The sequence below is a fragment of the Actinomadura napierensis genome, from assembly GCF_039529375.1.
GTDB lineage: Bacteria > Actinomycetota > Actinomycetes > Streptosporangiales > Streptosporangiaceae > Spirillospora > Spirillospora napierensis.
Genome location: NZ_BAAAMR010000041.1, coordinates 54,512 through 79,941, shown reverse-complemented (window position 1 = coordinate 79,941; position 25,430 = coordinate 54,512). Strand labels below are relative to the sequence as shown.

The 25,430-nt window shown below is 72.1% G+C and carries 27 protein-coding genes and 1 pseudogene; 9 read left to right on the top strand and 19 right to left on the bottom strand.

The window, feature by feature from the left end; genetic code table 11:
- Positions 1–1,117: 1,117 nt before the first annotated feature.
- The 3 genes from ABD296_RS23210 to ABD296_RS23200 all read right to left on the bottom strand — a co-directional run bounded on the left by ABD296_RS23210 (position 1,118) and on the right by ABD296_RS23200 (position 3,467).
- Positions 1,118–1,411 carry a transposase gene (locus ABD296_RS23210; RefSeq protein WP_407061501.1) on the bottom strand — a complete coding sequence of 98 codons (294 nt, stop codon included), beginning with the start codon at positions 1,409–1,411 and terminating at the stop codon, positions 1,118–1,120.
- An 88-nt stretch (positions 1,412–1,499) separates the two neighbouring features.
- Positions 1,500–2,447, bottom strand: a complete 948-nt coding sequence (locus ABD296_RS23205) for a sulfotransferase domain-containing protein (protein WP_344270651.1) — start codon at positions 2,445–2,447, stop codon at positions 1,500–1,502.
- A gap of 300 nt (positions 2,448–2,747) precedes the next feature.
- The gene (locus ABD296_RS23200) at positions 2,748–3,467 is read right to left on the bottom strand and encodes a Mu transposase domain-containing protein (protein ID WP_344270648.1); all 720 of its coding nucleotides are present in this window, start codon (positions 3,465–3,467) and stop codon (positions 2,748–2,750) included.
- 509 nt (positions 3,468–3,976) lie between these two features.
- On the opposite strand from ABD296_RS23200, the gene ABD296_RS23195 reads away from it, so the two are divergent.
- Positions 3,977–4,453: a hypothetical protein gene (locus tag ABD296_RS23195; protein ID WP_344270645.1), complete on the top strand. Its 477-nt coding sequence runs from the start codon at positions 3,977–3,979 to the stop codon at positions 4,451–4,453.
- 98 nt (positions 4,454–4,551) lie between these two features.
- Here the strand turns inward: ABD296_RS23195 and ABD296_RS23190 are convergent, their stop codons facing one another.
- From ABD296_RS23190 to ABD296_RS23180, 3 genes are all read right to left on the bottom strand, one after another.
- On the bottom strand, positions 4,552–4,911 hold the full coding sequence (locus ABD296_RS23190; RefSeq protein WP_344270643.1) for an excalibur calcium-binding domain-containing protein: 360 nt from the start codon (positions 4,909–4,911) through the stop codon (positions 4,552–4,554).
- A 314-nt stretch (positions 4,912–5,225) separates the two neighbouring features.
- Positions 5,226–5,630, bottom strand: coding sequence for a PASTA domain-containing protein (locus ABD296_RS23185; RefSeq protein WP_344270640.1), 405 nt, complete (start codon positions 5,628–5,630; stop codon positions 5,226–5,228).
- 55 nt (positions 5,631–5,685) lie between these two features.
- Complete coding sequence (locus ABD296_RS23180; protein ID WP_344270637.1) at positions 5,686–6,135, bottom strand: DUF4352 domain-containing protein; 450 nt, start codon at positions 6,133–6,135, stop codon at positions 5,686–5,688.
- A gap of 241 nt (positions 6,136–6,376) precedes the next feature.
- Here ABD296_RS23180 and ABD296_RS23175 point away from each other — a divergent pair, with 241 nt between their 5' ends.
- The 4 genes and pseudogenes from ABD296_RS23175 (at position 6,377) to ABD296_RS23160 (ending at position 8,971) form a co-directional block, all read left to right on the top strand.
- Positions 6,377–6,949: a dihydrofolate reductase family protein gene (locus ABD296_RS23175; RefSeq protein ID WP_344270634.1), complete on the top strand. Its 573-nt coding sequence runs from the start codon at positions 6,377–6,379 to the stop codon at positions 6,947–6,949.
- A complete protein-coding gene (locus ABD296_RS23170) occupies positions 6,946–7,293 on the top strand; it encodes a YciI family protein (protein WP_344270631.1) in 348 nt (115 codons plus the stop codon). Before ABD296_RS23175 ends, ABD296_RS23170 begins: the two co-directional genes overlap by 4 nt.
- The gene (locus tag ABD296_RS23165; protein ID WP_344270627.1) at positions 7,283–8,455 is read left to right on the top strand and encodes an RNA polymerase sigma factor; all 1,173 of its coding nucleotides are present in this window, start codon (positions 7,283–7,285) and stop codon (positions 8,453–8,455) included. The genes ABD296_RS23170 and ABD296_RS23165 overlap by 11 nt, the downstream gene beginning before the upstream one ends.
- 10 nt (positions 8,456–8,465) lie before the next feature.
- Positions 8,466–8,971 (top strand): annotated as a pseudogene (locus tag ABD296_RS23160) (sulfotransferase family protein).
- A gap of 26 nt (positions 8,972–8,997) precedes the next feature.
- Here ABD296_RS23160 and rlmB read toward each other — a convergent pair.
- The 6 genes from rlmB to ABD296_RS23130 all read right to left on the bottom strand — a co-directional run bounded on the left by rlmB (position 8,998) and on the right by ABD296_RS23130 (position 15,100).
- The gene (gene rlmB / locus ABD296_RS23155; RefSeq protein WP_344270624.1) at positions 8,998–9,918 is read right to left on the bottom strand and encodes a 23S rRNA (guanosine(2251)-2'-O)-methyltransferase RlmB; all 921 of its coding nucleotides are present in this window, start codon (positions 9,916–9,918) and stop codon (positions 8,998–9,000) included.
- Between the two features lie 164 nt (positions 9,919–10,082).
- Entirely contained in the window at positions 10,083–11,480 is a 1,398-nt protein-coding gene (gene cysS, locus ABD296_RS23150) for a cysteine--tRNA ligase (RefSeq protein ID WP_344270620.1), read from the bottom strand.
- 116 nt (positions 11,481–11,596) lie between these two features.
- On the bottom strand, positions 11,597–12,439 hold the full coding sequence (locus ABD296_RS23145; RefSeq protein WP_344270618.1) for an alpha/beta fold hydrolase: 843 nt from the start codon (positions 12,437–12,439) through the stop codon (positions 11,597–11,599).
- The gene (locus ABD296_RS23140) at positions 12,414–13,685 is read right to left on the bottom strand and encodes an RNA polymerase sigma factor (RefSeq protein WP_455363862.1); all 1,272 of its coding nucleotides are present in this window, start codon (positions 13,683–13,685) and stop codon (positions 12,414–12,416) included. Before ABD296_RS23140 ends, ABD296_RS23145 begins: the two co-directional genes overlap by 26 nt.
- The gene (locus ABD296_RS23135; RefSeq protein WP_344270663.1) at positions 13,682–14,038 is read right to left on the bottom strand and encodes a YciI family protein; all 357 of its coding nucleotides are present in this window, start codon (positions 14,036–14,038) and stop codon (positions 13,682–13,684) included. The genes ABD296_RS23140 and ABD296_RS23135 overlap by 4 nt, the downstream gene beginning before the upstream one ends.
- A gap of 171 nt (positions 14,039–14,209) precedes the next feature.
- Complete coding sequence (locus ABD296_RS23130) at positions 14,210–15,100, bottom strand: LysR family transcriptional regulator (protein WP_344270660.1); 891 nt, start codon at positions 15,098–15,100, stop codon at positions 14,210–14,212.
- Between the two features lie 35 nt (positions 15,101–15,135).
- Between ABD296_RS23130 and ABD296_RS23125 the strand changes: the two genes are divergently transcribed.
- Entirely contained in the window at positions 15,136–15,999 is an 864-nt protein-coding gene (locus tag ABD296_RS23125; protein WP_344270657.1) for an NAD(P)H-binding protein, read from the top strand.
- A gap of 68 nt (positions 16,000–16,067) precedes the next feature.
- Complete coding sequence (locus ABD296_RS23120; protein ID WP_344270616.1) at positions 16,068–16,199, top strand: hypothetical protein; 132 nt, start codon at positions 16,068–16,070, stop codon at positions 16,197–16,199.
- Here the strand turns inward: ABD296_RS23120 and ABD296_RS23115 are convergent.
- The 5 genes from ABD296_RS23115 to ABD296_RS23095 all read right to left on the bottom strand — a co-directional run bounded on the left by ABD296_RS23115 (position 16,174) and on the right by ABD296_RS23095 (position 21,239).
- Positions 16,174–17,088: a DUF6585 family protein gene (locus tag ABD296_RS23115; RefSeq protein WP_344270613.1), complete on the bottom strand. Its 915-nt coding sequence runs from the start codon at positions 17,086–17,088 to the stop codon at positions 16,174–16,176. The two genes, ABD296_RS23120 and ABD296_RS23115, sit on opposite strands and share 26 nt — an antisense overlap.
- A 396-nt stretch (positions 17,089–17,484) precedes the next feature.
- Positions 17,485–18,705, bottom strand: a complete 1,221-nt coding sequence (gene fahA / locus ABD296_RS23110) for a fumarylacetoacetase (protein ID WP_344270610.1) — start codon at positions 18,703–18,705, stop codon at positions 17,485–17,487.
- Between the two features lie 70 nt (positions 18,706–18,775).
- Positions 18,776–20,104 carry a hypothetical protein gene (locus ABD296_RS23105; RefSeq protein ID WP_344270607.1) on the bottom strand — a complete coding sequence of 443 codons (1,329 nt, stop codon included), beginning with the start codon at positions 20,102–20,104 and terminating at the stop codon, positions 18,776–18,778.
- A gap of 159 nt (positions 20,105–20,263) precedes the next feature.
- On the bottom strand, positions 20,264–20,734 hold the full coding sequence (ispF, locus tag ABD296_RS23100) for a 2-C-methyl-D-erythritol 2,4-cyclodiphosphate synthase (protein WP_344270606.1): 471 nt from the start codon (positions 20,732–20,734) through the stop codon (positions 20,264–20,266).
- A 22-nt stretch (positions 20,735–20,756) separates the two neighbouring features.
- The gene (locus ABD296_RS23095) at positions 20,757–21,239 is read right to left on the bottom strand and encodes a CarD family transcriptional regulator (RefSeq protein ID WP_067459337.1); all 483 of its coding nucleotides are present in this window, start codon (positions 21,237–21,239) and stop codon (positions 20,757–20,759) included.
- A gap of 407 nt (positions 21,240–21,646) precedes the next feature.
- On the opposite strand from ABD296_RS23095, the gene ABD296_RS23090 reads away from it, so the two are divergent.
- Entirely contained in the window at positions 21,647–22,408 is a 762-nt protein-coding gene (locus tag ABD296_RS23090; RefSeq protein ID WP_344270604.1) for a hypothetical protein, read from the top strand.
- 124 nt (positions 22,409–22,532) lie between these two features.
- Positions 22,533–23,426, top strand: a complete 894-nt coding sequence (locus ABD296_RS23085; RefSeq protein ID WP_344270602.1) for a copper chaperone PCu(A)C — start codon at positions 22,533–22,535, stop codon at positions 23,424–23,426.
- A 73-nt stretch (positions 23,427–23,499) separates the two neighbouring features.
- On the opposite strand, the gene ABD296_RS23080 is transcribed toward ABD296_RS23085, so the two are convergent.
- Positions 23,500–24,180, bottom strand: a complete 681-nt coding sequence (locus tag ABD296_RS23080; protein ID WP_344270600.1) for a response regulator transcription factor — start codon at positions 24,178–24,180, stop codon at positions 23,500–23,502.
- Positions 24,177–25,379 carry a sensor histidine kinase gene (locus ABD296_RS23075; RefSeq protein ID WP_344270597.1) on the bottom strand — a complete coding sequence of 401 codons (1,203 nt, stop codon included), beginning with the start codon at positions 25,377–25,379 and terminating at the stop codon, positions 24,177–24,179. The genes ABD296_RS23080 and ABD296_RS23075 overlap by 4 nt, the downstream gene beginning before the upstream one ends.
- Between the last annotated feature and the right edge of the window lie 51 nt (positions 25,380–25,430).

Here is a 25,430-nt window from a genome sequence, read left to right as displayed (position 1 = left end):
ATGATCCTTCCCGGCCGAGGCATCGGCCCCAGCCTTCCGGATCACCACCCCACCCACACGATCTTTCGGACAGTCCCTCATGGCCTCCGCCGCCGCGCGCTTGTCGTCCACGATCAGGTGGTCGGTGCGGGGAATCGGTTGCGCGTGCGCTCCTGGGGAACCCCCGTGGTTCCCCAGGCCCGTCGTGGACCCGGAGGGCACATCCGGGCGAAACGGTCTGTCAATGCGTTCTCACCGTTCGCGTGGCTCTGCCGGCGAGAAGCAGCACCGTTTGTAGGCCGGTTCGGGCACTAGTTGGTGATCGCCAGGCCAGAAATGTTGATGAGTTTGAGCACCACGTAGCCGACCATGCATGCCTGTCTCGTCTGGTCTGTGTCCAACATCCTGATCAGAGTGGGCGCCTACAAGGAGTGCCCAACAGCTTCGAAACCGCCCACCACTACCGGGAGGGAATCCGGGCTTTTAAGCTCCGGCTCTTGGTGGGGATGCGTAACAGCGAGGCCATGGTGGAGCCGGCTCTCCGGCAGCTCGGCGCTGACCAGTCGGAGATGGAACCCTGCCGGACCGCCACTGGGAACATCTTCGCGCCCACAGGCCGGTTCGAGAACGTCACTTCGATCCTGGGGCCGCCGCCGGCCTCGGAGACCGTGCACTATGAGCGAGGCGAGGCCACTGATGCCCTGACTGGTTAGGACGGTCTTGTTTGGCTCCGCCCGGCTTGATCTGGCCCCACCGGGTGCGGGTTCGGCGCTGTTGTGACGGCTTGAAGTGGCCCCGCCTTTGCGGTTTCAGGTGTCGAAGGGCCAGCGGTCGTCGGCGACCGGGGACTCGGGGTCGAATCGCAGGCGGGCCTCGTCGGGGCTTGTGGCCAGGGCCCTCATCGACCAGGCCTGGCGGTCAGGCTGATGGCGGTCGGCTTCGCCGATGGTGAGCTACCGTCAACGGCGGCCAGCCATATCGCGCACAGCGGAACCAGTGCAGCAGGGCGATCGTCCTTCGACGACGTAGCGGTGCACGCCCAGACCGGACATGGTGTTTCGAGCCCGTTCGCGCCCTGTCGACCGGACTCGGCCCGGTTTTGGGCCGCCCTTGAGCGCCCGCACGTGCGAGCCGTCGATCACCGCCCTGGACCAGTCCAGATGGCCGGCGCGTGCAGCTCGGCCGGCAACTCCTGGTGCAGCCGAGCCCACACCCGGGCCTCGTGCCAGTCCCGCAACCTGCGCCAACACGTCATCCCCGACCCGAACCCCAGCTCCGGCGGGCAAGAACTCCCATCGGATCCCGGTATGCAGCACGAACAAGATCCCGCACAGCACCTGCGATCATCGATCCGCTTACGCCCCGGATACCGGCTCCGCCGCTCGACCTTGGGCAACAACGGTTCGCCCCGCTCCCACAGACTGCCGGGCACGATCCACGGCGGATCATCGCCCTTCCGCACGCCGGCGGTCAACCCACCGACCCCCGCCCCTATTCCGAGATCATTCTGTTAGGAGTTCTTAGAGGTTGCCTGCCGCCGGCAGCGCGGGCCGATGGATCCAGGCGGCAAGGTCCGCGGGCGCGCATTCGGCGACTCGGGCGGCGTACCGGGGAAGCTCCTCCTCGCTGAGGACCTGCCGCCACTGGCCTGTCGATCCGCTGTGGAAGAACTGGCTGCGGTCGTGATAGAAGCCGTCGTGGCTGGCTTCGGGCGCGAGCTCGCCGGCCCGGCCCTTCATGACCGCGAACGTGGCGGCCTGGACCAGGTCCGGCCAGGCTGTCTCGGTGATGGCGATCCCGAGCCGGGCTGCTACGTAGCGCATCTGTCCTTCGAGGTCATCAAGGAGGTCCTCGTAGCGCAGCAGCACGATGTTCGGCTGGTCGCGGACCTGCCAGAACGTGTCCAGATGGTGAAGCATGATCTCCAGGTCGGACACGGCCTTCCCGGGCGTGGCCGGATTGACCCAGGACCAAAAGCGCTCGCGCGCGGTCCCGCTCGGCAGGGACGGAGCGGCGGCCAGCAACTCGTCAAGGACCACGGCGCCCACGGCGTCCTCCCGCAATGCGAGGGACACGGCCCGGTCGGTGTTGCCGGCATGGCTGTCCAAGGACACGGCCACATCCCGGGGGTCCCGGCTTGCGCAGAGGTAGGTGACCCGGTCGTCGAAGGGCAATCCGTCGAGGGGCGTATGGGTCTTGATGAACCGCCGGTGCGCCTGTGCCCCGAGGTCGGCCAGCACTCCGGTGAGCGGGCGCAGCAGGACGTCCAGCCACGGCGAGATCTGGTCGAGCGGCCGGTCGAATGTCGCGCTCTTGAAGATCTCCAGGGCGCAGATCATCTGCAGCCAGGTCGTGCCGCACTTCGCCGGGGTGCTGATCACGATGTCGCCGGGACGGAACACGAACCCATCCCAGCGGGCCGAGTCCGTAAAGGAGGTCTGGTAGCGAACGCGTTCCCCCAAGCCCATGTGGGGAGAATGGCAACAACCAGATCGGGCCGTCAACCGTGCCGTGAATGACCGGAGCGCCCCGCTGACGCAATGACCGGAACGCGGCGCGGACCTCGGTGGTAAACAACGTCGGTTCCTGCCAGGCAGCGAAGTGATTGCCTGGTCTGCTCGAACGCGCGGCGGGGCGTCTTCCGCAGCGCCGGCTCAGCATGCGTCAGCGCCTCCCGCACCACCCGCCGGTGCACCCCGTACCTGCGGGCCAGCGCCTGGACCGACAGCCCCTCCCGCCACGAAACACGCCGGATGCGCTCGAACAGCTCAGCCTTCGCGGCCGCCACCAGCCCCCCACCACCGGTCGTGCACGGGGGTGAACTTGCCCGCTGCGCGGGCCTGTTCCAACGCGGTGGCCCCGGGCAGCGCCCCGGGCTTGCGGACCAGGATCTCCAGATAGTGATCCAGGACCAGCCGGGAGCCGCCCTTGGCCAGTAGCCGCTCATGCCGGGCGACTTCGACCTGGCCGTCGTAGACGATCAGCTCCGAGGCGTGCAGCAGCACCCGCACCGTCCGGCCGATCAGGCGGACCGGTACCGAGTAGTGGTTGGTGCGCACGCCGATCTGGCTGAAGCGATCCACGCGCGGCGACAGCACCACACCGGTTTCGAACGGTTCGTCCGGCACCGGTTTGAGCAGCGGCTGCTCGATGGCGAAGTGTTCACCGACGGTCCGTGACCGCGCTCCGATCCGGCGGGCTTCGTCCTGGACGTCCCACTGGTCGACCATCGCGTTCACCTCAGCCAGGGAGTTCGCCTCGGGAACGGGGACCGGATGGTTGCGGCGGAACCAGCCGATATCGCTTTCCACCCCGCCCTTCTCGTGTGCTCCCTCGATGCCTGGCTGACAGTAGAACGCTTCAAAGCCCATGTGGGAACGGACCGCGATCCACCGGGCGGTCTCCACGCGGGCGCGGGTGAATCCCAGCACCTGCGCGACCGCTGCCTTGAGGTTGATGCCCCTATGGATGTCAACCAGCGATCGCATCTGAGGCGGTGATGGCAGTTGCTGCGAGGATGAAGCGATGGATTTCCCGGGCCACATAGCGCTTCAGGCAGCGGATGATCTCTCGTCGTGTCTTGCCTTGGGCCAGGCGTCGCCGCAGGTAATCCTAGGTGTGTCGGTCCCAGCGCAGGCGGCCGAGGACGCCTTCCCACATACAAAGCCATTCGCGCGGATGCACCCTCCGGACAGGTCCGTTTACGTTGTGGCCGTGGCTCAGACGTCGTGCCGGAGAGGGCCGTGTGATCAAGAGGGCTTAGCATCGGTCTGCTCGTGTCAGATCCGCCGTGCGAGATGGGTCCCCGTGTTCCAAAAAGCCTGCCTTCCAGTCATCGTTGTCGTCCTGGGCGTCGCCGGTTGCTCGGGGGAGAGCGAGGAGAAGACCGGGGCGACCGCAACGGAGCCCGCGTCTCCTGCCACGAGTTCGGCGGGGGGCAAGTGCTTGTATTACCGACAACAGCGACCAGAGCATTCCCAGGACTGCGCCGAGGCAGGTGTTCTGGGAGCGCTTCGAGGGTGTTGCGGTACCGTTCTCGCCATTGGTCGGGCCTCTGGACGTCCAGGGCGACATCGCACGTTGCTATGAGCACACGCCGCGCGGAGCCCTGATCGCCGCAGTGCAGATCAGCGTGCGGCTCGACCGGTCGACGCGATGGCAGAAGATCTTGGGGCAGCAGGTCGTGGCGGGAAAGGGCAACGCAGCCTACGCGCGGGTGCGTGCCGCCAGCCATCCTGTGCTGACGGGGAAGGCTGCACAGATCACGGGCTTCCGAATCGTCTCCTACACGCCTCAGACCGCGGTGGTCGGAACGGTGTCGCGGGACCCGGCGCACCGCGGCCGCACCGCCAGGACCACGACCGTGAAATGGGAGGGCGACTGGAAGCTCGCGCCGACCCCAGAGGGATCCACGGGCTCGGCACCAAAAAACGTTGACTCGCTCTCCGGGTTTGTCTTCTGGGGTGGCTTCTGACCCTGTGAGAACTCGTGAGCTACGCTGCCGGGCTGCTGATCGAAGCGGGTGCGAACACGTAGCTGATCCCGCACTGGCGGGAGGTCGGCCGTTAGCTGTTACTCGCAGACGGTGCCGTCGTGGTCTCGGTCGATGTACCAGGAATACTCGGGGTCCGCGCCCTCAACGTACGGTCCGTATCCGTGGGCTTTCGCTTCCGTGCAGGTCCCGTAGCGCGGGTCTGTCTTCGGTGCCGCCGGCGCTTCCTTCGTCGGGTGCGGCTTTGGTCGGGGCTTCGCCTTCGGGGGTGACTGTGACGGTGGGGTGGCGTCCTCGTACTCGGTGGTCGTCACAGTCACCGTGGAAGGGATCGGACTCGGCGCCGCAGCGGGTGTCGTCGGAGAGTCGCTGCCTGATCCCTTGGCGCTTGCGCCGATCCCGATACCGCCCAGCAGGAACAACGCTACGAGCACGATCACGCCGCCGGTGGGGATGCGGTGCTGTTGACCCGTCGGCGGCATCTGTGGCGGGGTCGGCATCCGGGGTGGTGGTGGCGGATTCACGCTTTGGGCCTCCCGCTAAAGGGATCGAGTGAAGTGCACCTGAGACGTTCACCGTTCGCGCCCCGTTGTCGTCCCCCGGGGTGTGTGGCACCTTCCGGCCACCTGCGCCCCTCTTCGTCCAGGTGGGCTAGTCGGAGTCCTGCTTCCGGGTCAGAGGCCCCTTGCGGTTATCGCAAGGGGCCTCTGGCGCTGCTGGTTCGTGGGGTTGGCTGCCGCTCGAGGGGCGGGTGTTATTCGCCGATCTTTTTTGAGTACAGGGTGATCGTGGCCGTTGACTTTACGAGGGTTCCGGCGTGTGGGGTCTGGCGAACCACTACCCAGTTCCGGTCCCAGAGCAGCATTCGGCCCTGACCTGTCGCGTCCTTCTCCGCGAGCATGTACAGGCCGTGCGCCTGCATTTCGTTCTGGGCCTTTTGGTGGTTGTGGCCGACGACGTTGGGGACGCGGATCCGGGTGGGCTCGGTTCTCGTCTTGACCGGCGTGGGCGTGGCTTTCGAGGCAGGCGTCACGGTGTCCGACGGGGTCGGGGCGACGGTGACGGTTTTGGCTGGGGCGGCGGTGGATGTGGCCGGTTCGCACGCGGTGAGTGCCACGGTCGCGGCGACGACGACCGTGGTGAGGATGATGCGCGGCATGGGTCTCCCCCGTGTTGTTGTTCATGGCCCGCCAAGGGGCGGGACGGTTTCCGCGTCAGGCGACTGCGGCGCGGGCAGCCTCGCTGAAGAGCGGGTTGGTCATCGCGAGGGTCTTCGGGACGAACCTGCCCTTTCCACATACGAGGCCGACCGCCTTTTCGCGCGGGGCGAGAGTGGTCGCGTCGATCTCGCCGTTGTACTCGCCCATCGCCTCGTCCACGGAATGCTTGACGCCCTTGGCGTCGGTGATGCTGAAGTACAGCGGGTTCACCGCCAGGGACTTCTTGGTCTGGTTGGTGACCGTCACCTTCACGCAGGAGAGGGCGCCGCCGTCCGACAGGACGGACTTGGAGGCGTGGGCGCGCTTGGCCACCAGTTTGATCGGCACGGCCTTCGGCTTGCCGGCGGCCTTCGTGCTGGTCTGCGTCTCGGGGGTGGTGCCGGCGGCGGGGTCGCAGGCGGTCAGGCCGAGGACGGCGACAGCGGCGATGGCGATGATGCGCATGAGGGCTCCCTTGCTCTCTGGACGTTCCGTGGCGGGGGGCTCGTCCTCTGGCGGCGGTTCTGTGACGTGGGGCGTTTACCTGGCGTTCACCTTGGTGAGGGTGGTGTCACGAACCCGCCAGGCCAGGGGCCGTGGTTCCACGGCGAAGCCGGCAGGGGAAATTTCGGGGTTCGGTGTCGTTTCGGGGGGAGGGCGTTCGTGTAGGGGGCGAAAGGTCGGCCGCAGGTGAGGAGATCGGCTCGTGGGGAAGTTGACGGTGGTGGAGCACGTGACGCTCGACGGGGTGATGCAGGCGCCGGCGCGGGCGGACGAGGACGAGCGGGACGGGTTCGCGCACGGTGGGTGGGCGGTTCCGGGGAATGACGAGGTCATGGGCTCGGAGATGGGCAAGCGCCTGGGCGGGGGCGGGGCGATCCTGCTCGGCCGCCGGACGTACGAGGACTTCCGCCGGGTCTGGCCCGGGCGGGAGGAGCCCTATGCCGACGTGCTGGAGCGGACGCGGAAGTACGTCGTGTCGCGGACGCTGCGGGAGCCGCTGCCGTGGGCGAACTCGGTCCTCGTGGACGACGTCGGCGCGGTGGCGGGCATCAAGCAGCGGGAGGAGGGACTGACGGTGCACGGCAGCGGGGAGCTCGTGCGGTCGCTGGCGCGGCTGGGGCTCGTGGACGAGTACCTGCTGATGACCCATCCGCTGCTGCTGGGGACGGGACGGCGGTTGTTCGAGGGGATTTCGGAGAACCTGCGGCTCGTGGACTCCGTCACGACGACGACCGGGGTCGTCATCGGGACCTATGGGAAAGGGGAGGACACATGAAGCGGTACGTGTTCAACATCATCCAGCCCGTGGGCGAGAAGCCTCCGCCGGAGGAGCTGGAGAAGGTGATGGCGCAGCTCGCGGAGATCCGGCGGGAGCTGGAGCTCTCGGAGGCGTGGGTGTTCGGGTGCCCGCTGCGCGGGCCCGGGGAGAGCGCGGTGGTGCGGCTCGAGGGCGATGACGTGATCGCGACGGACGGGCCGTACACCGAGGGCAAGGAGCACATCGGCGGCCTCACGATCGTCAAGATGGAGACCCATGACGAGGCGCTGTGGTGGGCCGGGCGGTATTCGAGGGTGACGGGGCTGCCGGTGGAGGTGCGACCCTTCGAGGGTGAGTGCTGACGACGTCGAGCGGGCGTTCCGGGCGGAGCACGGGCGCGCGGTGGCGGTGCTGGTCCGGGCGTTCGGGGATCTGGACGTCGCGGAGGAGGCCGTGCAGGACGCGTTCGCCGAGGCGGTGCGGCGGTGGCCGGTGGACGGGCCGCCGCCCAGCCCGGCGGGGTGGATCATCACGACGGCGCGGAACCGGGCGGTCGACCGGCTGCGGCGGGAGGGCGCGCGGGCGGGCAAGCACGCGCAGGCGGCGCTGCTGAAGGGGCCGGAGGCCGAGGCGTCCGCGGTGGACGACGACCGGTTGCGGCTGCTGTTCACGTGCTGCCATCCGGCGCTCGGGATGGCGGCGCGGGTCGCGCTGACGCTGCGGATGGTGGGCGGGCTGTCGACGGCGGAGGTCGCGCGGGCGTTCCTGGTGCCGGAGAGGACGATGGCGCAGCGGCTGGTGCGGGCTAAGGCGAAGATCCGCGAGGCCCGGATCCCGTACCGGGTGCCGGACGCGGAGGATCTGCCGGGACGGCTGGCGGGCGTTCTCGCGGTGATCTACCTGGTGTTCAACGAGGGGTACCGGCGGGAGGGGCCGGCGGCGGAGGCGATCCGGCTGGGCCGGGTGCTGCTGGAGCTGATGCCGGACGAGCCGGAGGTCCGCGGGCTGCTGGCGCTGATGCTGCTGGTGGAGTCGCGGCGGGCGGCGCGGGTGCGCGGCGGCGAGCTGGTGCTGCTCGCCGACCAGGATCCAGGGCTGTGGGACGAGGTGATGGCCGAGGAGGGCCGGGAGCTGGTGCGGTGGTGCCTGCGGCGCAACCGTCCCGGCCCGTACCAGATCCAGGCGGCGATCAACGCGGTGCACAGCCGTCCGCCGACGGACTGGCGGCAGGTGCTCGCGCTGTACGACCAGCTCATGGCGGTGGCGCCGAGCCCGGTGGTGGCGCTGAACCGGGCGGTCGCGGTGGCCGAGGTCGAGGGGGTGGACGCCGCGCTCGCGCTGGTCGACGGGCTCGATCTGGGCCGCTATTACCTGTTTCATGCGATCCGTGCCGATCTGCTGCGGCGGTCGGGCCGGGACGCGGAAGCCGCCGCGGCCTACGCCGAAGCGATCGCGCGCACCGAGGACGAGGTCGAGATCGCGTTCCTCAGGCGGCGACGCCTCGCCCTGCACCCGGAAGGGTGAAGGACGCGGGTTGCACCGTCCCGCCGCGCGGCGAACCGCCGGCTGGGAGCGCGTCTACGACGGCTACCGCGCGACGGTCGACTGGCCCGGTGCCGCGTACTGGCGGCAGCTCGCCCGCCACTACCCCGAAGCCAAGGTCGTCCTCACCGTCCGCGACCCCGAACGCTGGTACGAGAGCGCCCACGGCACCATCTACCAGTCGCGCCTGGTGCCCCTCGACGACCTCCCGCCGGAGGTCGCGGAGATGCGGGACGTCACCGACGCCATCGTCTGGGACGGCGTCTCGGCGGCCGCTTCGACAAGGACCACGCCATCGGCGCGTTCAACGACCACAACGCGGCGGTGCGCCGCGAGATCCCGGCCGGGCGGCTGCTGGAGTTCGAGGCCGCCCAGGGCTGGGAGCCGCTGTGCGCCTTCCTCGGCGTCCCCGTTCCGGACGAGCCGTTCCCGCGCAGCAACGACCGCGCCGAGTACACCGCCATGCTCAAGGAACGCCTGAAGGACGCCGCCCCCTGACCAGGCGCCGTACGCCCCGGACGTCGTCAGGAGCGCAGGCGGCTGACCTCGTACAGCGCGATCCCGGCGGCCACCCCGGCGTTCAGCGACTCGGCCTTCCCCGGCATCGGGATCGTCACGAGCATGTCGCAGGTGTCGGCGACCAGGCGGCCGAGCCCCTTGCCCTCCGAGCCCACGACCAGCACGAACGGCCCGCCCGCGATCTCCAGGTCGGCGACGGTGACGCCGCCGCCGGCGTCCAGGCCCGCGACGAAGCAGCCGGCCTTCTGGTACGCCTTGAGCTGCCGCGCCAGGTTCGTGGCCTGCGCCACCGGGACCGTCGCGAGCGTCCCCGCGGACGACTTCCACGCGCCCGCGTTCACCCCCGCGGCGCGCCGCTCGGGCACCACCAGGCCGGTGGCGCCGAACGCCGCCGCGGACCGGACGATCGCGCCGAGGTTGCGCGGGTCGGTGATCCCGTCCACCGCGACGATCAGCGGCGCCGTCCCGGTGAGCAGGTCGTCGGGGTGCGCGTACCGGTACGGCTTGACCTGCAGCGCGATGCCCTGGTGGACGGCCCCGTCGGTGAGCCGGTCCATTTCCTTCGTGCCGGTCTCCAGCAGCGGGATGCCGCGGTCGGCGGCGAGCTGGATCGACTCGCGGACCCGCTCGTCCGTCCCCGACGACACGTACAGCGTGCTGCCGGGCACCCCCGCGCGCAGCGCCTCCACGACCGGGTTCCGGCCGGTGACCAGCTCGGGGACCTCGCCGTTCGCCCGGCGCGCCCCGGCCGGACGTCCCGTCGCGGCCGGCCGGGCGCCCTCGGCGGCCCGCCCGCGGCTGCCCGGGCCCGTCGTCTGGGTGCCGGTCCGCCTGGAGTTCTTGACGGCGCGCGCCTTCTGGCGCTTGCCGTGCCAGTGCCGGTCCTCGGCCTTGGGGGTCGGTCCCTTGCCCTTGCGCTTGGCCATTGTTCGGTACGCCCCTCGCGACGATTGCGTGCGCGCCCTCGCGGCTGATCGGGCGGCTGAGATCTCCGGGGCGGCGCACATGCGCACGCCCGCGAACATTCAATTTTACCGTGCGATGCGCAATGCACATCGCGCATCGCTTCTGGCGCACCGTGCACGCCCGCCTAGTCGCGCTTGAGCTCCCAGCGGGCGCCGTGCGGGGTGTCCTCGACGATGATCCCGGCGTCGGCGAGGCCGTCGCGGATGGCATCGGCGGACGCATAGTCCTTGCGGGCCCGCGCCGCCTGCCGCTGCTCCAGGGCGACCGCGACCAGGGCGTCCACGACGGGGCGCAGGTCGTCGCCGCCCGCCTGGCTCCACTGCTCCGACAGCGGGTCGAGGCCCAGCACGTCCGCCATCGCCCGGACGGACGCCAGGTGCCCGCGGACCGCGCCCTCGTCGCCGGCCGCGAGGGCGCTGTTGCCCTCCCGGACGGTCTCGTGCAGCGCGGCGAGGGCCTGCGGGACGCCCAGGTCGTCGTCCATCGCGGACGCGAACGCCTCCGGCACCGAGGCCGCCGGCTCCACCGCGCCCACGACCTCGCTCGCCCGCGTCACGAACCCCTCGATGCGCTGGTAAGCGGAGACCGCCTCCGCCAGCGCGGCGTCGGTGTAGTCCATCAGCGACCGGTAGTGCGCGGAGGCCAGGTAGTACCGGATCTCCGCCGGACGGGCCTTCCCGAGCAGGTCGGGCAGCAAAACGACGTTCCCGACCGACTTGCTCATCTTCTCGCCGTCCACGGTCAGCAGGCCGTTGTGCAGCCAGTACCGCGCGAACCCGTCGCCCGCCGCGCGCGACTGGGCGATCTCGTTCTCGTGGTGCGGGAAGATCAGGTCGACGCCGCCGCCGTGGATGTCGAAGGCGGGCCCGAGGTACTTGGTCGCCATCGCCGAGCACTCCAGGTGCCAGCCGGGCCGCCCGTCGCCCCAGGGCGTCTCCCAGGACGGCTCGCCCGGCTTGGCGCCCTTCCACAGCGCGAAGTCGCGCGGATCGCGCTTGGCGTCCTCGTTCGGGGTGTCGCCGGTCGGCCGCATGTTCTCCAGCCGCTGGTTGGACAGCTCGCCGTAGTGGTCCGCCCACGACTTCACGTCGAAGTACACGTCGCCGGCCGCGGTGTAGGCGTGGCCCTTCTCGATCAGCCTGCGGATCAGCACGACCATCTCCGGGACGTGCCCGGTGGCGCGCGGCTCGATCGTCGGCGGCAGGCATCCGAGCAGGTCGTAGCCCTGCGTGAAGACCCGCTGGTTGCCCTCGGCGATCGCGAACCACGGCACGTCGCGCTCCGCCGCCACCGCGATGATCTTGTCGTCGACGTCGGTGACGTTCCGCGCGAACGTCACCTCGTACCCGGACGTGCGCAGCCACCGCAGCAGCACGTCGTAGATGACACCGGACCGCAGATGCCCGATGTGCGGCGAGGCCTGCGGCGTCGCACCACACACGTACATCCCCACGCGGCCCTCTTCCAGGGGCTCGAACGCACGGACGCTACGGGTACCGGTGTCGTAAAGGCGCAGACTCACAGCCACAGGTTATTGGATCGGCGCCCGCCCGCGTGGGCTCTCGCGCACCCGCGCCCCTGCCGCCTCACCGCGTACGCGGGTGGTGGGGCGGGAGGGCGCGCGGCGGCCGGACGGAGTCAGGGGGCGGTGAAGGTCCTGCTCAGGTTGGCGGCGAACGCCGGGGCCTCGGCGCCGAAGCCGCCGTGGTCGCCGGGATAGGTCTCGGCGGGCCGTCCGAGGCGCTCGGCCAGGGCGAGGCCGGCCCGGTGGGGCGGCTCACCGGCGGACTTCTCACCGACCGCCACGACGATCTCGACGGGGGCCGCACGCAGTTCCTCGAGGTCGAGGGCGTGCCGGCCGAAGGCGGGCACCTCGTAGCCGATGAAGAATCCGGTGTTCTTCTCGAAGCGCGCGAACATCTCCAGCATTTCCGGGCTCGGCGGCTCAGCCGGCTCCGCCGCGTCTGCGGAGTCGTCGCCGCCGGACATGCCCATGGCGGCGCCGAACACGCCCATCGCGGGGCCGGCACCGCCGTCCCGGTAGGCCTGCTCGACGTCCGAGATGACCGATTCCCAGTGATCGGCGTCCGGCAGCAGCCCGAGCAGCGGCGGCTCGTGCGCGACGACCGCGCGGACCTGATCCGGGTGCCGCACCGCCAGTTCAAGGGCGATCTGCGCGCCCGAGCTGTTGCCGAAGACGAAGGCGGGGGCGCCGGCCACCTCGGCGAGCAGCCGGGACGCGTCGTCGGCGTGGACGGCGACGTCCTGGAGCTCCGGCGGGCCGGCGAGGGGGCTGCGCGAGTTGCCGCGCCGGTCGTAGGTGACGACCGTGTACCGGTCGGCGAGCAGCGCGGCGAGGCCGGCGTACCCGGCGGCGTCGTAGATCCCGCCGCAGATCAGCAGCAGGACGGGACCGGAGCCGCGCACCTCGTAGTGCAGGGAGGCGCCGGGGACGTCAAGGGTTCGCGTCGTCGTTTCCATCGTGGTCTTCTCCGTCGAGTCGTGCGATGCGGGCTTCGAGGTAGCGCTGTTCGGGGAGGCTCGTGGTGCCGCGGGCGGCCTCCCGGTAGGCGTCGCGGGCGGCGTCCGTGTCGCCCGCCTGCTCCAGCAGGTGGGCCCGGACGGCCGCCAGCCGGTGGTGCTCGGACAGGCGCTCGTCGCCGTCCAGGGTCCGCAGCAGGTCGAGGCCGGCCCGCGGGCCGTGCACCATCGCGAGCGCGACGGCCTCGTTCAGCGTGACCACCGGGTTCGGCGCCAGGTGCGACAGCAGCCGGTAGAGGCCGAGGATCTGCGGCCAGTCGGTGTCCTCCGGGCGCGCGGCCTCCGCGTGGACGGCGGCGATCGCGGCCTGCACCTGGTACGGGCCCGGCGGCGACCAGGTGAGGGCGTCGGTGATCAGCCCCGTGCCCTCGGCGATGGACGCGGCGTCCCACCGCGTCCGGTCCTGCTCGGTGAGCGGGACGAGCAGGCCGTCGCGGCCGGTGCGGGCGGGGCGCCGGGCATCGGTCAGCAGCATGAGGGCGAGCAGCCCGGTGACCTCGCCGTCCCCGGGCAGCAGGCCGTGCACCGCCCGGGCCAGCCGGATCGCCTCGGCCGTGAGGTCGGCGCGCTGCAGGTCGGGGCCGCTGGAGGCGGTGTACCCCTCGTTGAAGATCAGGTACAGCACCTGCAGGACGGCGCGGAGCCGCTCGTCGCGCTCGTCCGGCGGCGGCGGCGCGAACCGGGCGCCGGCCGCCCTGATCCGCTGCTTGGCCCGGCTGATCCGCTGCGCCATCGTCGCCTCGGGCACCAGGAACGCCCGCGCGATCTGCGCGGTGCCCAGCCCGCCGACCGCGCGCAGGGTGAGCGCGACCTGCGAGGACGGCGTCAGCGCCGGATGGCAGCACAGGAACAGCAGGGTCAGTGTGTCGTCGCGGTCGCCGGGCCGGTCCTCGCCGGGGCCCTCCTCGTCCGCCAGCGACTCCCGCAGCGCGACGGCGGCCTCCCGGTCGCGGCGCGCGCGGTCGCTGCGCCACTGGTCGGTGAGCCGGCGCGTCGCGACGGTCAGCAGCCAGCCGCGCGGGTTCCGCGGGACGCCCTCCCCCGGCCACTGGACGGCCGCGGCGAGCAGCGCCTCCTGCACGGCGTCCTCGCACTGGTCGAACGCGCCGTGCCGGCGGACGAGGGTCCCGAGGACCTGCGGCGCCAGCTCGCGCAGCAGGTCCTCGACCGCGACGGACAAGGTCACATCTCGCTCCCCGCGTGGTGCATGACGGGACGTACCTCCATCCGCCCGCCGAACCGGACGTCGGGCCAGCGCGAGGCGATCTCCACGGCCCGCTCGAGGCTCTCGCAGTCGACGGTGAGGTAGCCGGCGAGGTGCTCCTTGGCCTCCACGAACGGGCCGTCGGTCACCGCGGGCAGCCCGTCCCGCTCCCGGACGACCCTGGTGGTGGACGGGTCGGCGAGCGCCTCGGTGACCACCAGCTCGCCGCGCTCGGCGATCTCCTTCATGATCTCGTCGACCTCGCCGAACAGCCGCTGCCGCTCCTGCTCGGTCAGCTCCTCGACGAATCCCGGCCGGTTGAAGATCAGCAGCATGTACTTCACGGTGTCTCCTCTTTCCGCGGCGGCCGCGCACGGCCGCGCGCAGGTCTCGGTGCGGCCTCTGTGGCCGCGCGTCACCCGGAGATCGGAGCCGCGGCCGGTTCCTCGACATCCTCCCCGAAGAAATCTCCAACCCCACCAAAAATCCCCTGCCCCCTGCGGTGTTCAGGTGGCCGGGCCGGCGGGGGTGCGGAGGGCGCGGCGGACGGCGGTGCGGAGCCAGTGGTGGGCTCCGTCGGCGGCGTGGCGGGGGTGCCAGGCCATGCCGATGGTCAGGGGCGGCAGCGGCAGAGGGATGTCGAGGAGGTGCAGGCCGAGGGCGGTGGCGTCGTCGGTGAGGGGCGAGGGGGCGGCGCCGGGGAGCGCGGCCGGGATGAGGCAGACGACGTCGCTGCGGGCGGCGAGGGTCATCGCGGCCAGGTGGCCGGGGAGCACGATGGCGACCCGCCGGCGGAGGCCGTGCTCGGCCAGGGCGGCGTCGAGAGGCCCGGTGAACCGGCCGCGGCGGCTGACCGCGACGTGTTCGGCGGCGGCGAGCCTGGCCGGGGTCAAGGCTTCCTCGGTGAGGGGGTGACCGGGCCGAACGGCCGCCATCATGCGGAGCGCGACCAGCTCCTCGACCTGGGTTTCGGGGTCGACATGGTCGATGGAACCGATCTCCAGGTCGATCCGGCCGTCGCGCAGGGCAGGCCCGGCCTCCAGCTCTTCGGCCCGGAACCGGAGCGAGACCCCCGGCGCCTCCTGCCGGGACAGCCGCAGCAGCCCGGGGGCCAGCGCCGCACCGATCAGGTCGGCGGTCTGGAGCGTGAAGGTGCTGCGCAGGGCGGCAGGGTCGACGCCGGTGCCGGGGCTGAGCAGGGCGCCGAGGCGGCGCACCACCGTCGCGGCCTCGTCGCGCAGCGCCTGGGCGCGAGGGGTGGGGACCATGGTCTGCCCGGCCCGGACCAGGAGGGGGTCCTGGAGGATGCGGCGGAGCCGGGCCAGGGTTCGGCTCATGGCGGCCGGTGAGGTGTGCAGGCGGGCCGCGGCGCGGGTGACGCTCTGCTCGGCCAGCAGGGCGTCCAGCGCGACGGCGAGCCCCCACCGGGAACATCGGCCGCCACCTGCTGTCGCTGCTGCTGGAGTCCGCCCCCGCCCGCGGCGAGGAACTGCGGGTGATCGTGCGCGACCCCGCCCGGCTCCCCGAGCCGGTGCGCGAACGCGCTGAGGTGGTCACCGGCTCGCACGGTGACGCCGAGGTCGTCCACCGGGCCTTCGAGGGGGCGGACGCCGTCTTCTGGCTCGTCCCGCCGGACTCCTCCCTGGCCCCGGAGGACGCCTACCGCGGCTTCACCCGCCCCGCCGCGAAGGCGCTCGCCGCGCACGGCGTCGGCCACGTCGTCGGCATCTCAGCGCTCGGCCGCAGTACCCCGGTCGCCGGCCGCGCCGGGCTCGTCACCGCCTCCCTCGACATGGACGACCTCATCGCGGACACCGGCGTCGCCTACCGCGCCCTGGCCAATCCCTCCTTCTTCGAGAACCTCCTCGAGGAGGCCGACGCCATCCGCGAGAAGGGCGTCTTCACCGACGCCGTCGCCGCCGACCGCAGGGCCCCGCTCGTCGCCGTCGCCGACATCGCCGCCGTCGCCGCCGGCCTGCTGCTGGACCGCTCATGGACCGGCAACGGCAGCGTCCCGGTCCTCGGGCCTCGGGACCTGTCCCCGAACGACCTGGCCCGCATCATGACCGAGCAGCTCGGCCGCCCCGTCCGTTACGAGCGGCAGCCGCTCGACGACCTTCACGCCACCCTCGTCGGCTACGGCCTCGACGAGGCGTTCGTGCAGGGCATCGTCGACATGAAGCGGGCCAAGGACGACGGCCTGGACGCCGGCGTCGCCCGCACCCCGGACACCGCCTCCCCCACCACCTTCGAGCAGTGGTGCGCCGAGACCCTCAAGCCCGCCGTGCTCTCCTGACACCCGCCCGCCCGCGCACCGCCGGCCCCCGGTGCTCGCGCACCGGGACCACACCTGAGGAACCGATCATGCCCACCGAGGAAGCCGCAGCGCCGGTGACCGCGTTCATGCTGGTCAAGACCAACCCCGAGCGGCTCGCCATGACCGTCCGGGAGCTGCACTCCGGCACACGTCCTAGACGGGGCCGAGCATTTCCCTGATCTGGTCGCAGAGCAGGGTGAAGGGCAGCGCGTCCGGCATGTGGCCGGCGATCGCGGTCAGGTCGGGATGGCCGCCGTAGCCGCACACGGTCACCAGCCCGCCGCCGATCCCGACCTCGCGGACGGCCGGCCACGGGAGCCGCTGCCCGTCCTTCTCGACGCCGTCGAGGTCGACGGTGAACGGCCCCAGCCGGACGGGCTCGCCCGCCTTCACCGCCGCGAGAAGCCGGGGCACCGTGCGGCGCGTCACCTCGGCGGCGACCGTCTCGCCGAGCATCCGCACGCCCGGCAACTCGTCGCCGAAGCGCAGCACGCGTCCGTCCGACGTCACGACCGTGAACCGCCATCGGGTCCCGCCGGCCGCCCCGGAAACGCCCACCCGGGTCGAGCCGGCGGCCCGGCCCGGCGGCGCCGAAGCACCGGCCCACGTCTGGACGCCGGACACGGTCACCGATGCCAGGTCGTCCCACACGAACACCGCCGCATCACCGCCCAAGCCACCGCCCGCACCGTGTGCATCCTCGTCGCCCCACCCGCCGTCCGACTCCTGGACGTGCCGGATCTGTGCGACGGCGTTGTCGCGCGAGCCGCCGTTCGGGCGGGGGGCCGGGGCCACGATGAGGCCGCCGGAGAAGAGGTGGACCACCTGGGCGCGGTTCCACACGGTGCTCCATCCCGCGATCCAGCCGGCCGCCGCGGCGCACCCCATGGCGATGACGGTGAGCGGGGCGCCGAGCCACGCGCGCCCGGTGAGGAAGGCGGCGATGGCGGCCGGGACGAGCAGGACCACGGCCACGGCGAGCGCGGCCAGCCAGGTGAGCGCGCGGCGGCGGGCCGGCCGCCCGTCGAAGGTCCGGACCGGCTCGCCGAGCGCAGGCGGCTCAGCCATCGCCCTCCCGCTGACCGGAGACGCGCACCCGGGCCTGGCCGGGAGCGGCGCGTCCCGTCCCACGGTGAGCAGGCGCGTCTGTTGCGTTGTGGTTCGACGGGGTCGGGCAGTTGTGCGTGGGGGTTGGCCAGGTCGGGTGGGCGTCGGACGTCGTCTGGTGAGGGCGCAGCGGGCCGGGCGGTTCATCGGCGTGCGGGGCGCCGTCGGACCGCGCGTGACGTCTCCGTGGGACCTGGCCCACGGCCCTGCAGTACGGCATCGCCGCCTCCCATCGGGGACGCCTCCGTCCCCTTACCGTACGTGTCGCGCCGGGCCCCAGCGAGCCCGGTGGCTCCATGTTGGCGGCCGCCCGCGACCGACGGAAGGAGAACCTCGTTCTGTGGATAACTCGTGCCGTCACGGCAGCGGCGGGTGCACCGTGCCGACGACCTCGCCCAGGGAGATGACCGAGCCGGACGCGCCCGGGGCCTTCGCCCGGATCGTCACGGTGTCGCCGTCCTCCAGGAACGTCCGTTCCGTCCCGTCGCCCAGCGCCACCGGTTCGCGGCCGTTCCACGCGAGTTCCAGCAGGCAGCCGCGCTGGCCGCGCTCCGGGCCCGACACCGTCCCGGACGCGAACAGGTCGCCGGTCCGCAGCGGCGCCCCGTTGACCGTGGCGTGCGCGAGCTGCTGCGGCGCCGTCCAGTACATCCCGGCGAACGGCGGCTCCGCGACGACGTGCCCGTTGATCAGGACCTCCAGCCGCAGGTCGAGGCCCCACGGCTCGTCGCATCGCAGGTAGCCGAGCGGCTCCGGGTCCTGGACGGGCGGGGCCACCCGGGCGTGCTCCAGCGCGGCGACCGGCACCACCCACGAGGAGATCGACGTCGCGAACGACTTGCTCAGGAACGGCCCGAGCGGCTGCGACTCCCATGCCTGCAGGTCGCGCGCGCTCCAGTCGTTGACCAGCAGGAACCCGAACACGTGGTCGCGGAAGGCGGCCGTCGCGACCCCGCGTCCCGCCGCGGACGGCACGCCGGCGACGAACCCGACCTCCGCCTCGAAGTCCAGCCGCAGCGACGGCCCGTACGACGGCTCGGGCTCCCCCGGACCGGTCATGCGCTGCCCGGACGGCCGGGCGATCGGGGTCCCCGTCGGGTACACCGTCCCCGCGCGCCCGTGGTAGCCGACCGGCAGCCGCTTCCAGTTGGGCTTGAGCGGCTCGGCCTGGGGGCGGAAGATCCGGCCCACGTTGGACGCGTGGTGCTCGGAGGAGTAGAAGTCCACGTAGTCGGCGACCTCGATCGGCCGGAGCAGCTCCACGTCCGCGACCGGGATCAGGTGCGGCAGGACCTGCTCGCGGTGCGCCTCGTCGGTCAGCAGTTCGGTGAGCCGGGCGCGGTTGGCCTGCCAGGCGGCCCGTCCGGCCACCATGAAGGCGTTCAGCGAGCCGGACGCGAAGTAGTGCCGGTCCTCCACCAGCCCGGCGGCCGACAACTCCGCGAGGTCGAGGACGTACGCCCCGATCGCCACGCCCACGCGCGGCATCTCCCCGGGACGCGAGAACACGCCGTACGGCAGGTTCTCGATACCGAAGCCGTCGTCCTCGTCGACCTCAACCCACGAAACCGTCGTCATGGAGACATATCTTCCCCGCCGTCCCGCATTCTGACCGGCCTGATCCGCGCGAGATCCGTCCGCGCGGGGCCTACTCGACGGGCGGGGTCGGGCCGCTGCGGAAGTTGCCGGACGGCGGCGGGTTCCAGTCCCAGATGCGTCCCTCGCCGGGTTCCGTCTCGTCTTCCGGGCTGGGCGACGGGCGCGGGACGCGCGGAATCGGCGGTGCGTCGCCGTCGCCCCCCGCATCCGGGTCCTCGGCCCGGTCGGCGGGAGGGCCGTCGTACTCCTCCGCGTCGGACGGGTCGGGCTCGTCCTCGTGTCCCGGCATGACGATGTCGGGACGGGTGGTCCGGGCGTGATCGAGCGGCTCGGGCCCGCCGGTGTCGCGGCTCCTGACCAGTTCCATGTCGGTGGCGAGCAGCGCCGGCGCCGGCCGGGGCTCGGGCAGCGGGTCGAGCGGAGGGGACGGCTCCCGGCCGAACTCCTCCGCGTACTCGACGCCGTAGTCCTCGTCGTCGTCGTACCCGTCCCCGCGCGCCCCCTCGCCCTCGGGCCCCGCGTCGTATTCGGCCCCGCGCGCGCCCTCGTCCTCGGGCTCCGCGTCGTGCCGCGCCCCCTCGTCCTCGTCGTCGTATCCGCCTTCACGTGCCGCGACGGGCACGGCCGCCTCTTCGTAACCGTGCTCGTCGACGGCCCCGTACTCGCGTACCGCCGCGTATTCGTTCTCCCGGGCCGTCTCGTACTCGTGAGCCGGTTCGCGGTCGTGGACGGTCTCGGGCTCGAAGTCGTGCTCCGGGCCGGAGACCGGCAGCAGGTCCAGCGGACGCACGGGCTCGCGCTCGTCGGCGTACCGGGACCCGTCGTCGCCCGCGGGCGCGTCCAGCGCGGCGGGCGGTTCCAGGGCCGGCAGCACCCGGACGTGGCCGCGCTGCGTCTCGACGGGCTCGGGCTCGCCGCCGGCGGGCCGGGCCACCCGGATCTGCTTGATCATCGTCAGCCACAGCCACACGGCGATCACCAGCAGCACGTGCGGCGCCACGGCGACGCCCGCGCGGACCGGGGTGCGGGGCAGCGACCCGAAACCCCACACCGAGTGCTGGACGGCGGCAGCGGCGGCCCCGGCGACCAGGAGGAGCAGCAGGGCCCAGCGCAGCAGCCGCGTCCACCAGCGGGCGTTGCGGGCGACGACCAGCGCGAGGATCGTCATGGCGGTGAGCGCGTCGGCCATCACGGGATAGACCGGTGCCCACCGGTGGCTCGCCCGTCCGGCCAGCGCGAGTTCGCGGAGCACGGGGTAGGTCAGCACGTAGGCGCCGGCCGCCAGCGCGGCGACGACGAGGCCGGCGGTCGCGGTGAGCAGCCGCCGCTGGGCCGGGCTGTAGCGGGGGCCGCCGGGCCGCATGGGATCAGATGGCATGACTCTCGTTCCGGGGTGAGCGCCTTGCGGGGTGGGCCTTCAAGGCGACCCTAGCCAGCCCGGACGGCGCTCACCCGCATCTTCGCCGCGATCATCCGGCGCCGCGCACCTTAGGCCCCGAGACGCCCGCTATGCCGCGCCGCGCGGGGGTGGGGAAGATCAGGCGGGAGGAAGGACGAGGGCGGTCGCGACGGCGGCGAGGCCCTCGCCGCGGCCGGTGAGGCCGAGGCCGTCGGTGGTGGTGGCGGAGACGCTCACCGGGGCGCCGCCGAGCGCCTCGCCGAGCACCTTCTCGGCCTCGGCACGGCGCTTGCCGATCTTGGGGCGGTTGCCGACGACCTGGACGGCGACGTTGCCGATGGTGAAACCGGCCTCGCCGGCCAGGCGGGCGACCTCGCGCAGCAGGTCGGTGCCGGACGCGCCGGCCCAGCGCGGGTCGGCCGTGCCGAAGACGGCACCGAGGTCGCCGAGGCCGCAGGCCGACAGCAGCGCGTCGCAGGCGGCGTGCGCGGCGACGTCGCCGTCGGAGTGGCCGGTCAGGCCGTGGCCCTCGCCGGGCCATTCGAGACCCGCGACCCACAGCGGGCGCGGGGACGACGAGAACGGGTGGACGTCGGTGCCGACGCCCACCCGTGGAATCCGTGCGCTCAACTCAGCTGGCCAGGACCTCGTCGAGCAGGGCCTCGGCCTTGTCCTCGTTGGTCTTCTCGGCGAGCGCGAGCTCGCTGACCAGGATCTGGCGCGCCTTGGCGAGCATGCGCTTCTCGCCCGCCGACAGGCCGCGCTCCTTGTCGCGCCGCCAGAGGTCGCGGACGACCTCGGCGACCTTGTTCACGTCGCCGGAGGCGAGCTTCTCAAGGTTCGCCTTGTACCGGCGCGACCAGTTGGTGGGCTCTTCGGTGTAGGGTGCGCGCAGCACCTCGAACACCTTCTCCAGACCCTCCTGGCCGACGACGTCCCGGACGCCCACGTCCTCGACGTTCTCGACCGGGACCTGCACTGTCAGGTCGCCCTTGTCGACCTTCAAGACCAGATAGGTCTTTTCCTCACCTTTGATGGTGCGAGTCTCGATGGCCTCGATCCGAGCAGCCCCATGGTGGGGGTAGACGACGGTGTCGCCGACCTGGAAAGTCATGTGACAAGTACCCCTTCCGCTAGAACCAGGATAGCACGGAAACCGGCGTGGCCGAACCGGCCTTGGGTACATATGCGCAGGTCAACCCCCTTATTGGGGTATTGACAAAGCTCTTTAATGGTGCATCGGGCACCTGTTCCGCCCACTCTGCGTGACCGCCGCACCACCCGCCTCCACCTGCACCCCCTTACCGCCAACGGCCCTCGGGATACAAGCGTCGCCGCTGCCGATCGGGCGGACGCGCCCCATACTGGAGGTGAACATGCCGCCCCGGGCGGGTACGAAGCGCCCGGACGGGACCGAAAAGGGACCGAACCACCTCCTGGAGCCCAGGGGCCGCCGCCCGGGGGCGGGCCGGTGGCGGGCGGCGAGGCGGTGCCGGCGGAGCGACGGCGAGGAGGTGCGGCGTGAGGCCGGACGGCGACCCGGATCCCGATGACTACGGGCTCCCTCATGTGGACGTCGTCGTGCCGGATGACGCCCGCGAGCTCGACCGCGACGTCCTCGCCTACCGCCGCGAGGAGCGCCGGCGGCGCCGCCGCAGGCGCGTGCGGCGGCTGTTCAGCCCGGTCACCCGGTTCGGCGTCGCCATCCCGATCATCGCCGGGGCGCTGCTGGTCGCGCTGATCAGCGGCGCGCTGATGACGGCGTTCGGGCCGCGCCCGGCGCCGCGTCCGAAGGGCGTCCCGCTGGCCCCGCACCCGACCGCGGCGGCGGGCGCGATCGGCGGCCTGCTGCCGACCGGCTCGGTGGACGAGGTGAACGGCCACAAGAGCGCCCGGAACCTGCGCGACCTGCGCCCCGCGGTGTTCGGCATCGTGCCGCCGGGCTACCGGTGCCAGGACGTCGTCGCCGCGCTCGCGGGCCGGACGCACGAGTACGGGATCAAGTTCCTGCTGGTCGCCGACCCGCGCGGGGCGGGCGGGCGGGAGCCCGTCGCGCTCAAGGAGCTGAAGGCGTGCGCGGGCACGGCCCACGACGGGACGCCGCTGGTCCTCCAGGACGGCAAGGCCCTCCTGGCCGGCGCCTACGCCCCCGCGCCGGGCTCGCCGGCGCCCGGGCTGACCGCCGTGTTCGTCCAGCCGGACGGCATCGTCAAGGAGGTCGTGAACGCCCCCACCCCCGGCCCGGACCTCTCCCAGAAGGTCAAGTCCCTGGGATACGGCTGACAATTTCCGGGCGTGTCACCACCCCGGATCAGGGCTCGGACCCGGACCTCGCTACGCTTCCCCTGGCGTATCTCACGCCGCTCCCGAAACGTCCAATGCCTTTTTTCGCGAGGAGACCGACGCCGTGATCCGAAACAGCCGTCGAGTGGTCGCGCTCGCCGTCGCGGGCGCCGTCGCGATCGCACCGGTGATCTCCGGCTGCGGCGCCGGCGAGGAACCTCAGACCTCCGCTCCCACCCAGCTGACGGAGGGCGTCAACGCGTCGCTCCCGAAGAACAAGCCGGCGGCGGCGCAGATCGACATCCGCAACCTGTTCGTGCTCGGGCCGAAGCCCGGCCAGACGCTGGCGCAGGGCGCCTCCGCCCCGCTGTACGCGACGATCATCAACCAGGTGAAGGGCCGGCCCGACAAGCTCGTGTCGGTCGCCTCGCCCTCGTTCTCCCAGGTGAAGATCGCCGGCGGCGGCGTGGTGATCCCGCCGGCCGCGGCGTCCGGCGAGGGCAGCGCGGTCAAGCTGATCGGGCAGACGATCGCGCCGGGCACCGAGCCGAGCGCGACGCCGACCGGCAAGAAGGGGAAGAAGTCGCCCGGCGCGTCCGCGACGCCGAGCGCGACCGGCTCGCCCGTGACACCCGGCCCGACGGGCACCGGCGAGGCGCCGGGCGGGAACCCCTCGCAGGAGTCCAGCAACACGCCGTCGGCGCCGCAGCAGACCCCGAACGTGCCGGAGCCGGCCGGCGGGACGGGCCCGCTCGTCGTGCTGACCGGGCTGGCCCAGCAGCTGTACGGCGGCGAGCACCTCAAGGTGACGCTGCAGTTCGAGCAGGCGGGATCGATCCAGGTCGAGGTCCCGGTCATCCCGCAGCAGGGCGAGTACGTGACCTACCCGGCCGTGGCCGAGCCGTCCCCGAGCGGCGCCGCGACGCCGAGCGGCGGCGCGACCCCGACGCCGAACGTGTCGGGCGGCTCCGGTGAGAACGGCGAGTCGCCGACGCCGTCCATCTCCCCCTCGCAGTGAGGCCCTGACAAAGGGAACGGCCCGTACGGCACTCGCCGTACGGGCCTTTCCTTTATACGGCCGTCTCAGATTCTTAGGGCTCGAACTTGTAGCCCAACCCGCGGACCGTGACGATGTAGCGCGGCGAGGACGGGGTCGCCTCGATCTTGGCGCGCAGCCGCTTGATGTGGACGTCCAGGGTCTTGGTGTCCCCGACGTAGTCGGCGCCCCACACGCGGTCGATCAGCTGCATGCGGGTCAGGACGCGGCCCGCGTTGCGCAGCAGCACCTCCAGGAGCTCGAACTCCTTCAACGGGAGCTGGACGGCCTCGCCGGCGACGCTGACCACGTGCCGCTCCACGTCCATCCGGACCGGGCCGGCCTCGAGCGTGGCGGGGGCCAGCTCCTCGACCTCGCCCTGGCGGCGCAGCACGGCCCGCATCCGGGCGATCAGCTCCCGGGTGGAGAACGGCTTGGTGACGTAGTCGTCGGCGCCGAGTTCGAGGCCGACGACCTTGTCGACCTCGCTGTCCTTGGCCGTCAGCATGATCACCGGGACGCTGGACCTCGTGCGCAGCTCCCGGCACACCTCGGTGCCGGGCAGGCCGGGCAGCATCAGGTCGAGCAGCACGAGGTCGGCGCCGTTGCGCTCGAAGATGTCGAGCGCGTCGGGGCCGGTGGCCGCGACGGCCACCTCGAAGCCCTCCTTGCGCAGGTTGTACGACAGTGCGTCGCTGAACGACTCCTCGTCTTCAACGACGAGCACGCGGGTCACGGTGTTGCCTCCCGGGCGGTTTCCATTGCTGCCCTTTCGACGGGCCTCACTGCGGGCACGGGCGGGTCGAGCAGGGGGAGCCGGAGCGTGAACGTCGACCCGGACCCCTCCTTGCTCCACACCGTCACCTCTCCGCCGTGCTTGGTGGTGACGTGCTTGACGATGGCCAGTCCGAGGCCGGTGCCGCCGGTCTGCCGCGACCGGGCCGGGTCGACCCGGTAGAACCGCTCGAAGATGCGCTCGATCTCCGTCTCCGGGATGCCGATCCCCTGGTCGGTGACGTTGACCTCGACGTACCGGTCCTCGCACCGGCGGGCCGACACGACGACCCGGGTGTGCTCGGGGCTGTAGGCGACGGCGTTGTCGATCAGGTTGCGCAGCGCGGTGATCAGCAGCTCCTCGTCGCCGCGCACCCGCAGGCCCTCCTGCCCGCCGGCGGCCAGCTCGATGTCCTTGCTGGACGCCTTGATCTGGCAGCGGTCGATCGCCTCGGCGGTGATCTCGTCCAGCCGGACGGGGACCAGCTCGGGCAGGGGCTCGTCGCCCTGGATCCGCGACAGGGTCATCAGGTCCTGGACGAGGTTGGTCAGCCGGACGGACTCGTACTGCATGCGCCCGGCGAAGCGGCGGACGGCCTCCGGGTCGTCGGCGGCGCCCTCGACGGTCTCGGCGAGCAGCGACAGCGCGCCGACCGGGGTCTTCAGCTCGTGGCTGACGTTGGCGACGAAGTCGCGGCGGATGGCCTCGGTGCGGCGCATCTCGGTGAGGTCCTCGGCCAGCACCAGGACGAGCCCGTGCGAGCCGAGCGGCGCGACCCGCACCGCGAACCAGCGTCCCTCGGCCCGGCCGCGCCGGCGGGTCTCCCCTACCTGGATCTCGGTCTCCCGGATCTCGCCGTCGCGGCGGACGAGCCGGGCCATCGCCAGCAGCTCGTCCACGACCAGCCGCTCGCCGCTGACCATGCCGAACGCGCGGGCGGCGGAGCTGGCCCGCAGCACCCGGTCCTCGGCGTCCACGACGACGGCCGAGGACCGCAGCACGCTGAGCACCGAGGCGACCCCCGGTGGCACGCCTCCGGCCGGCACCGCCGGGGACGCCGTCCGCTGGGCTCGCTCGCTCACGCGCACCGCCAATCCAGTAGCGAGCCCGATCGCGAGCCCGGCAAGCCCGGTCAGGCTCGCGACGATTTCGACCTCCACACCACGGATCGTAAGCGGCGATCCGAGCGTTGCAGCCCGGCGGCCTGCTCG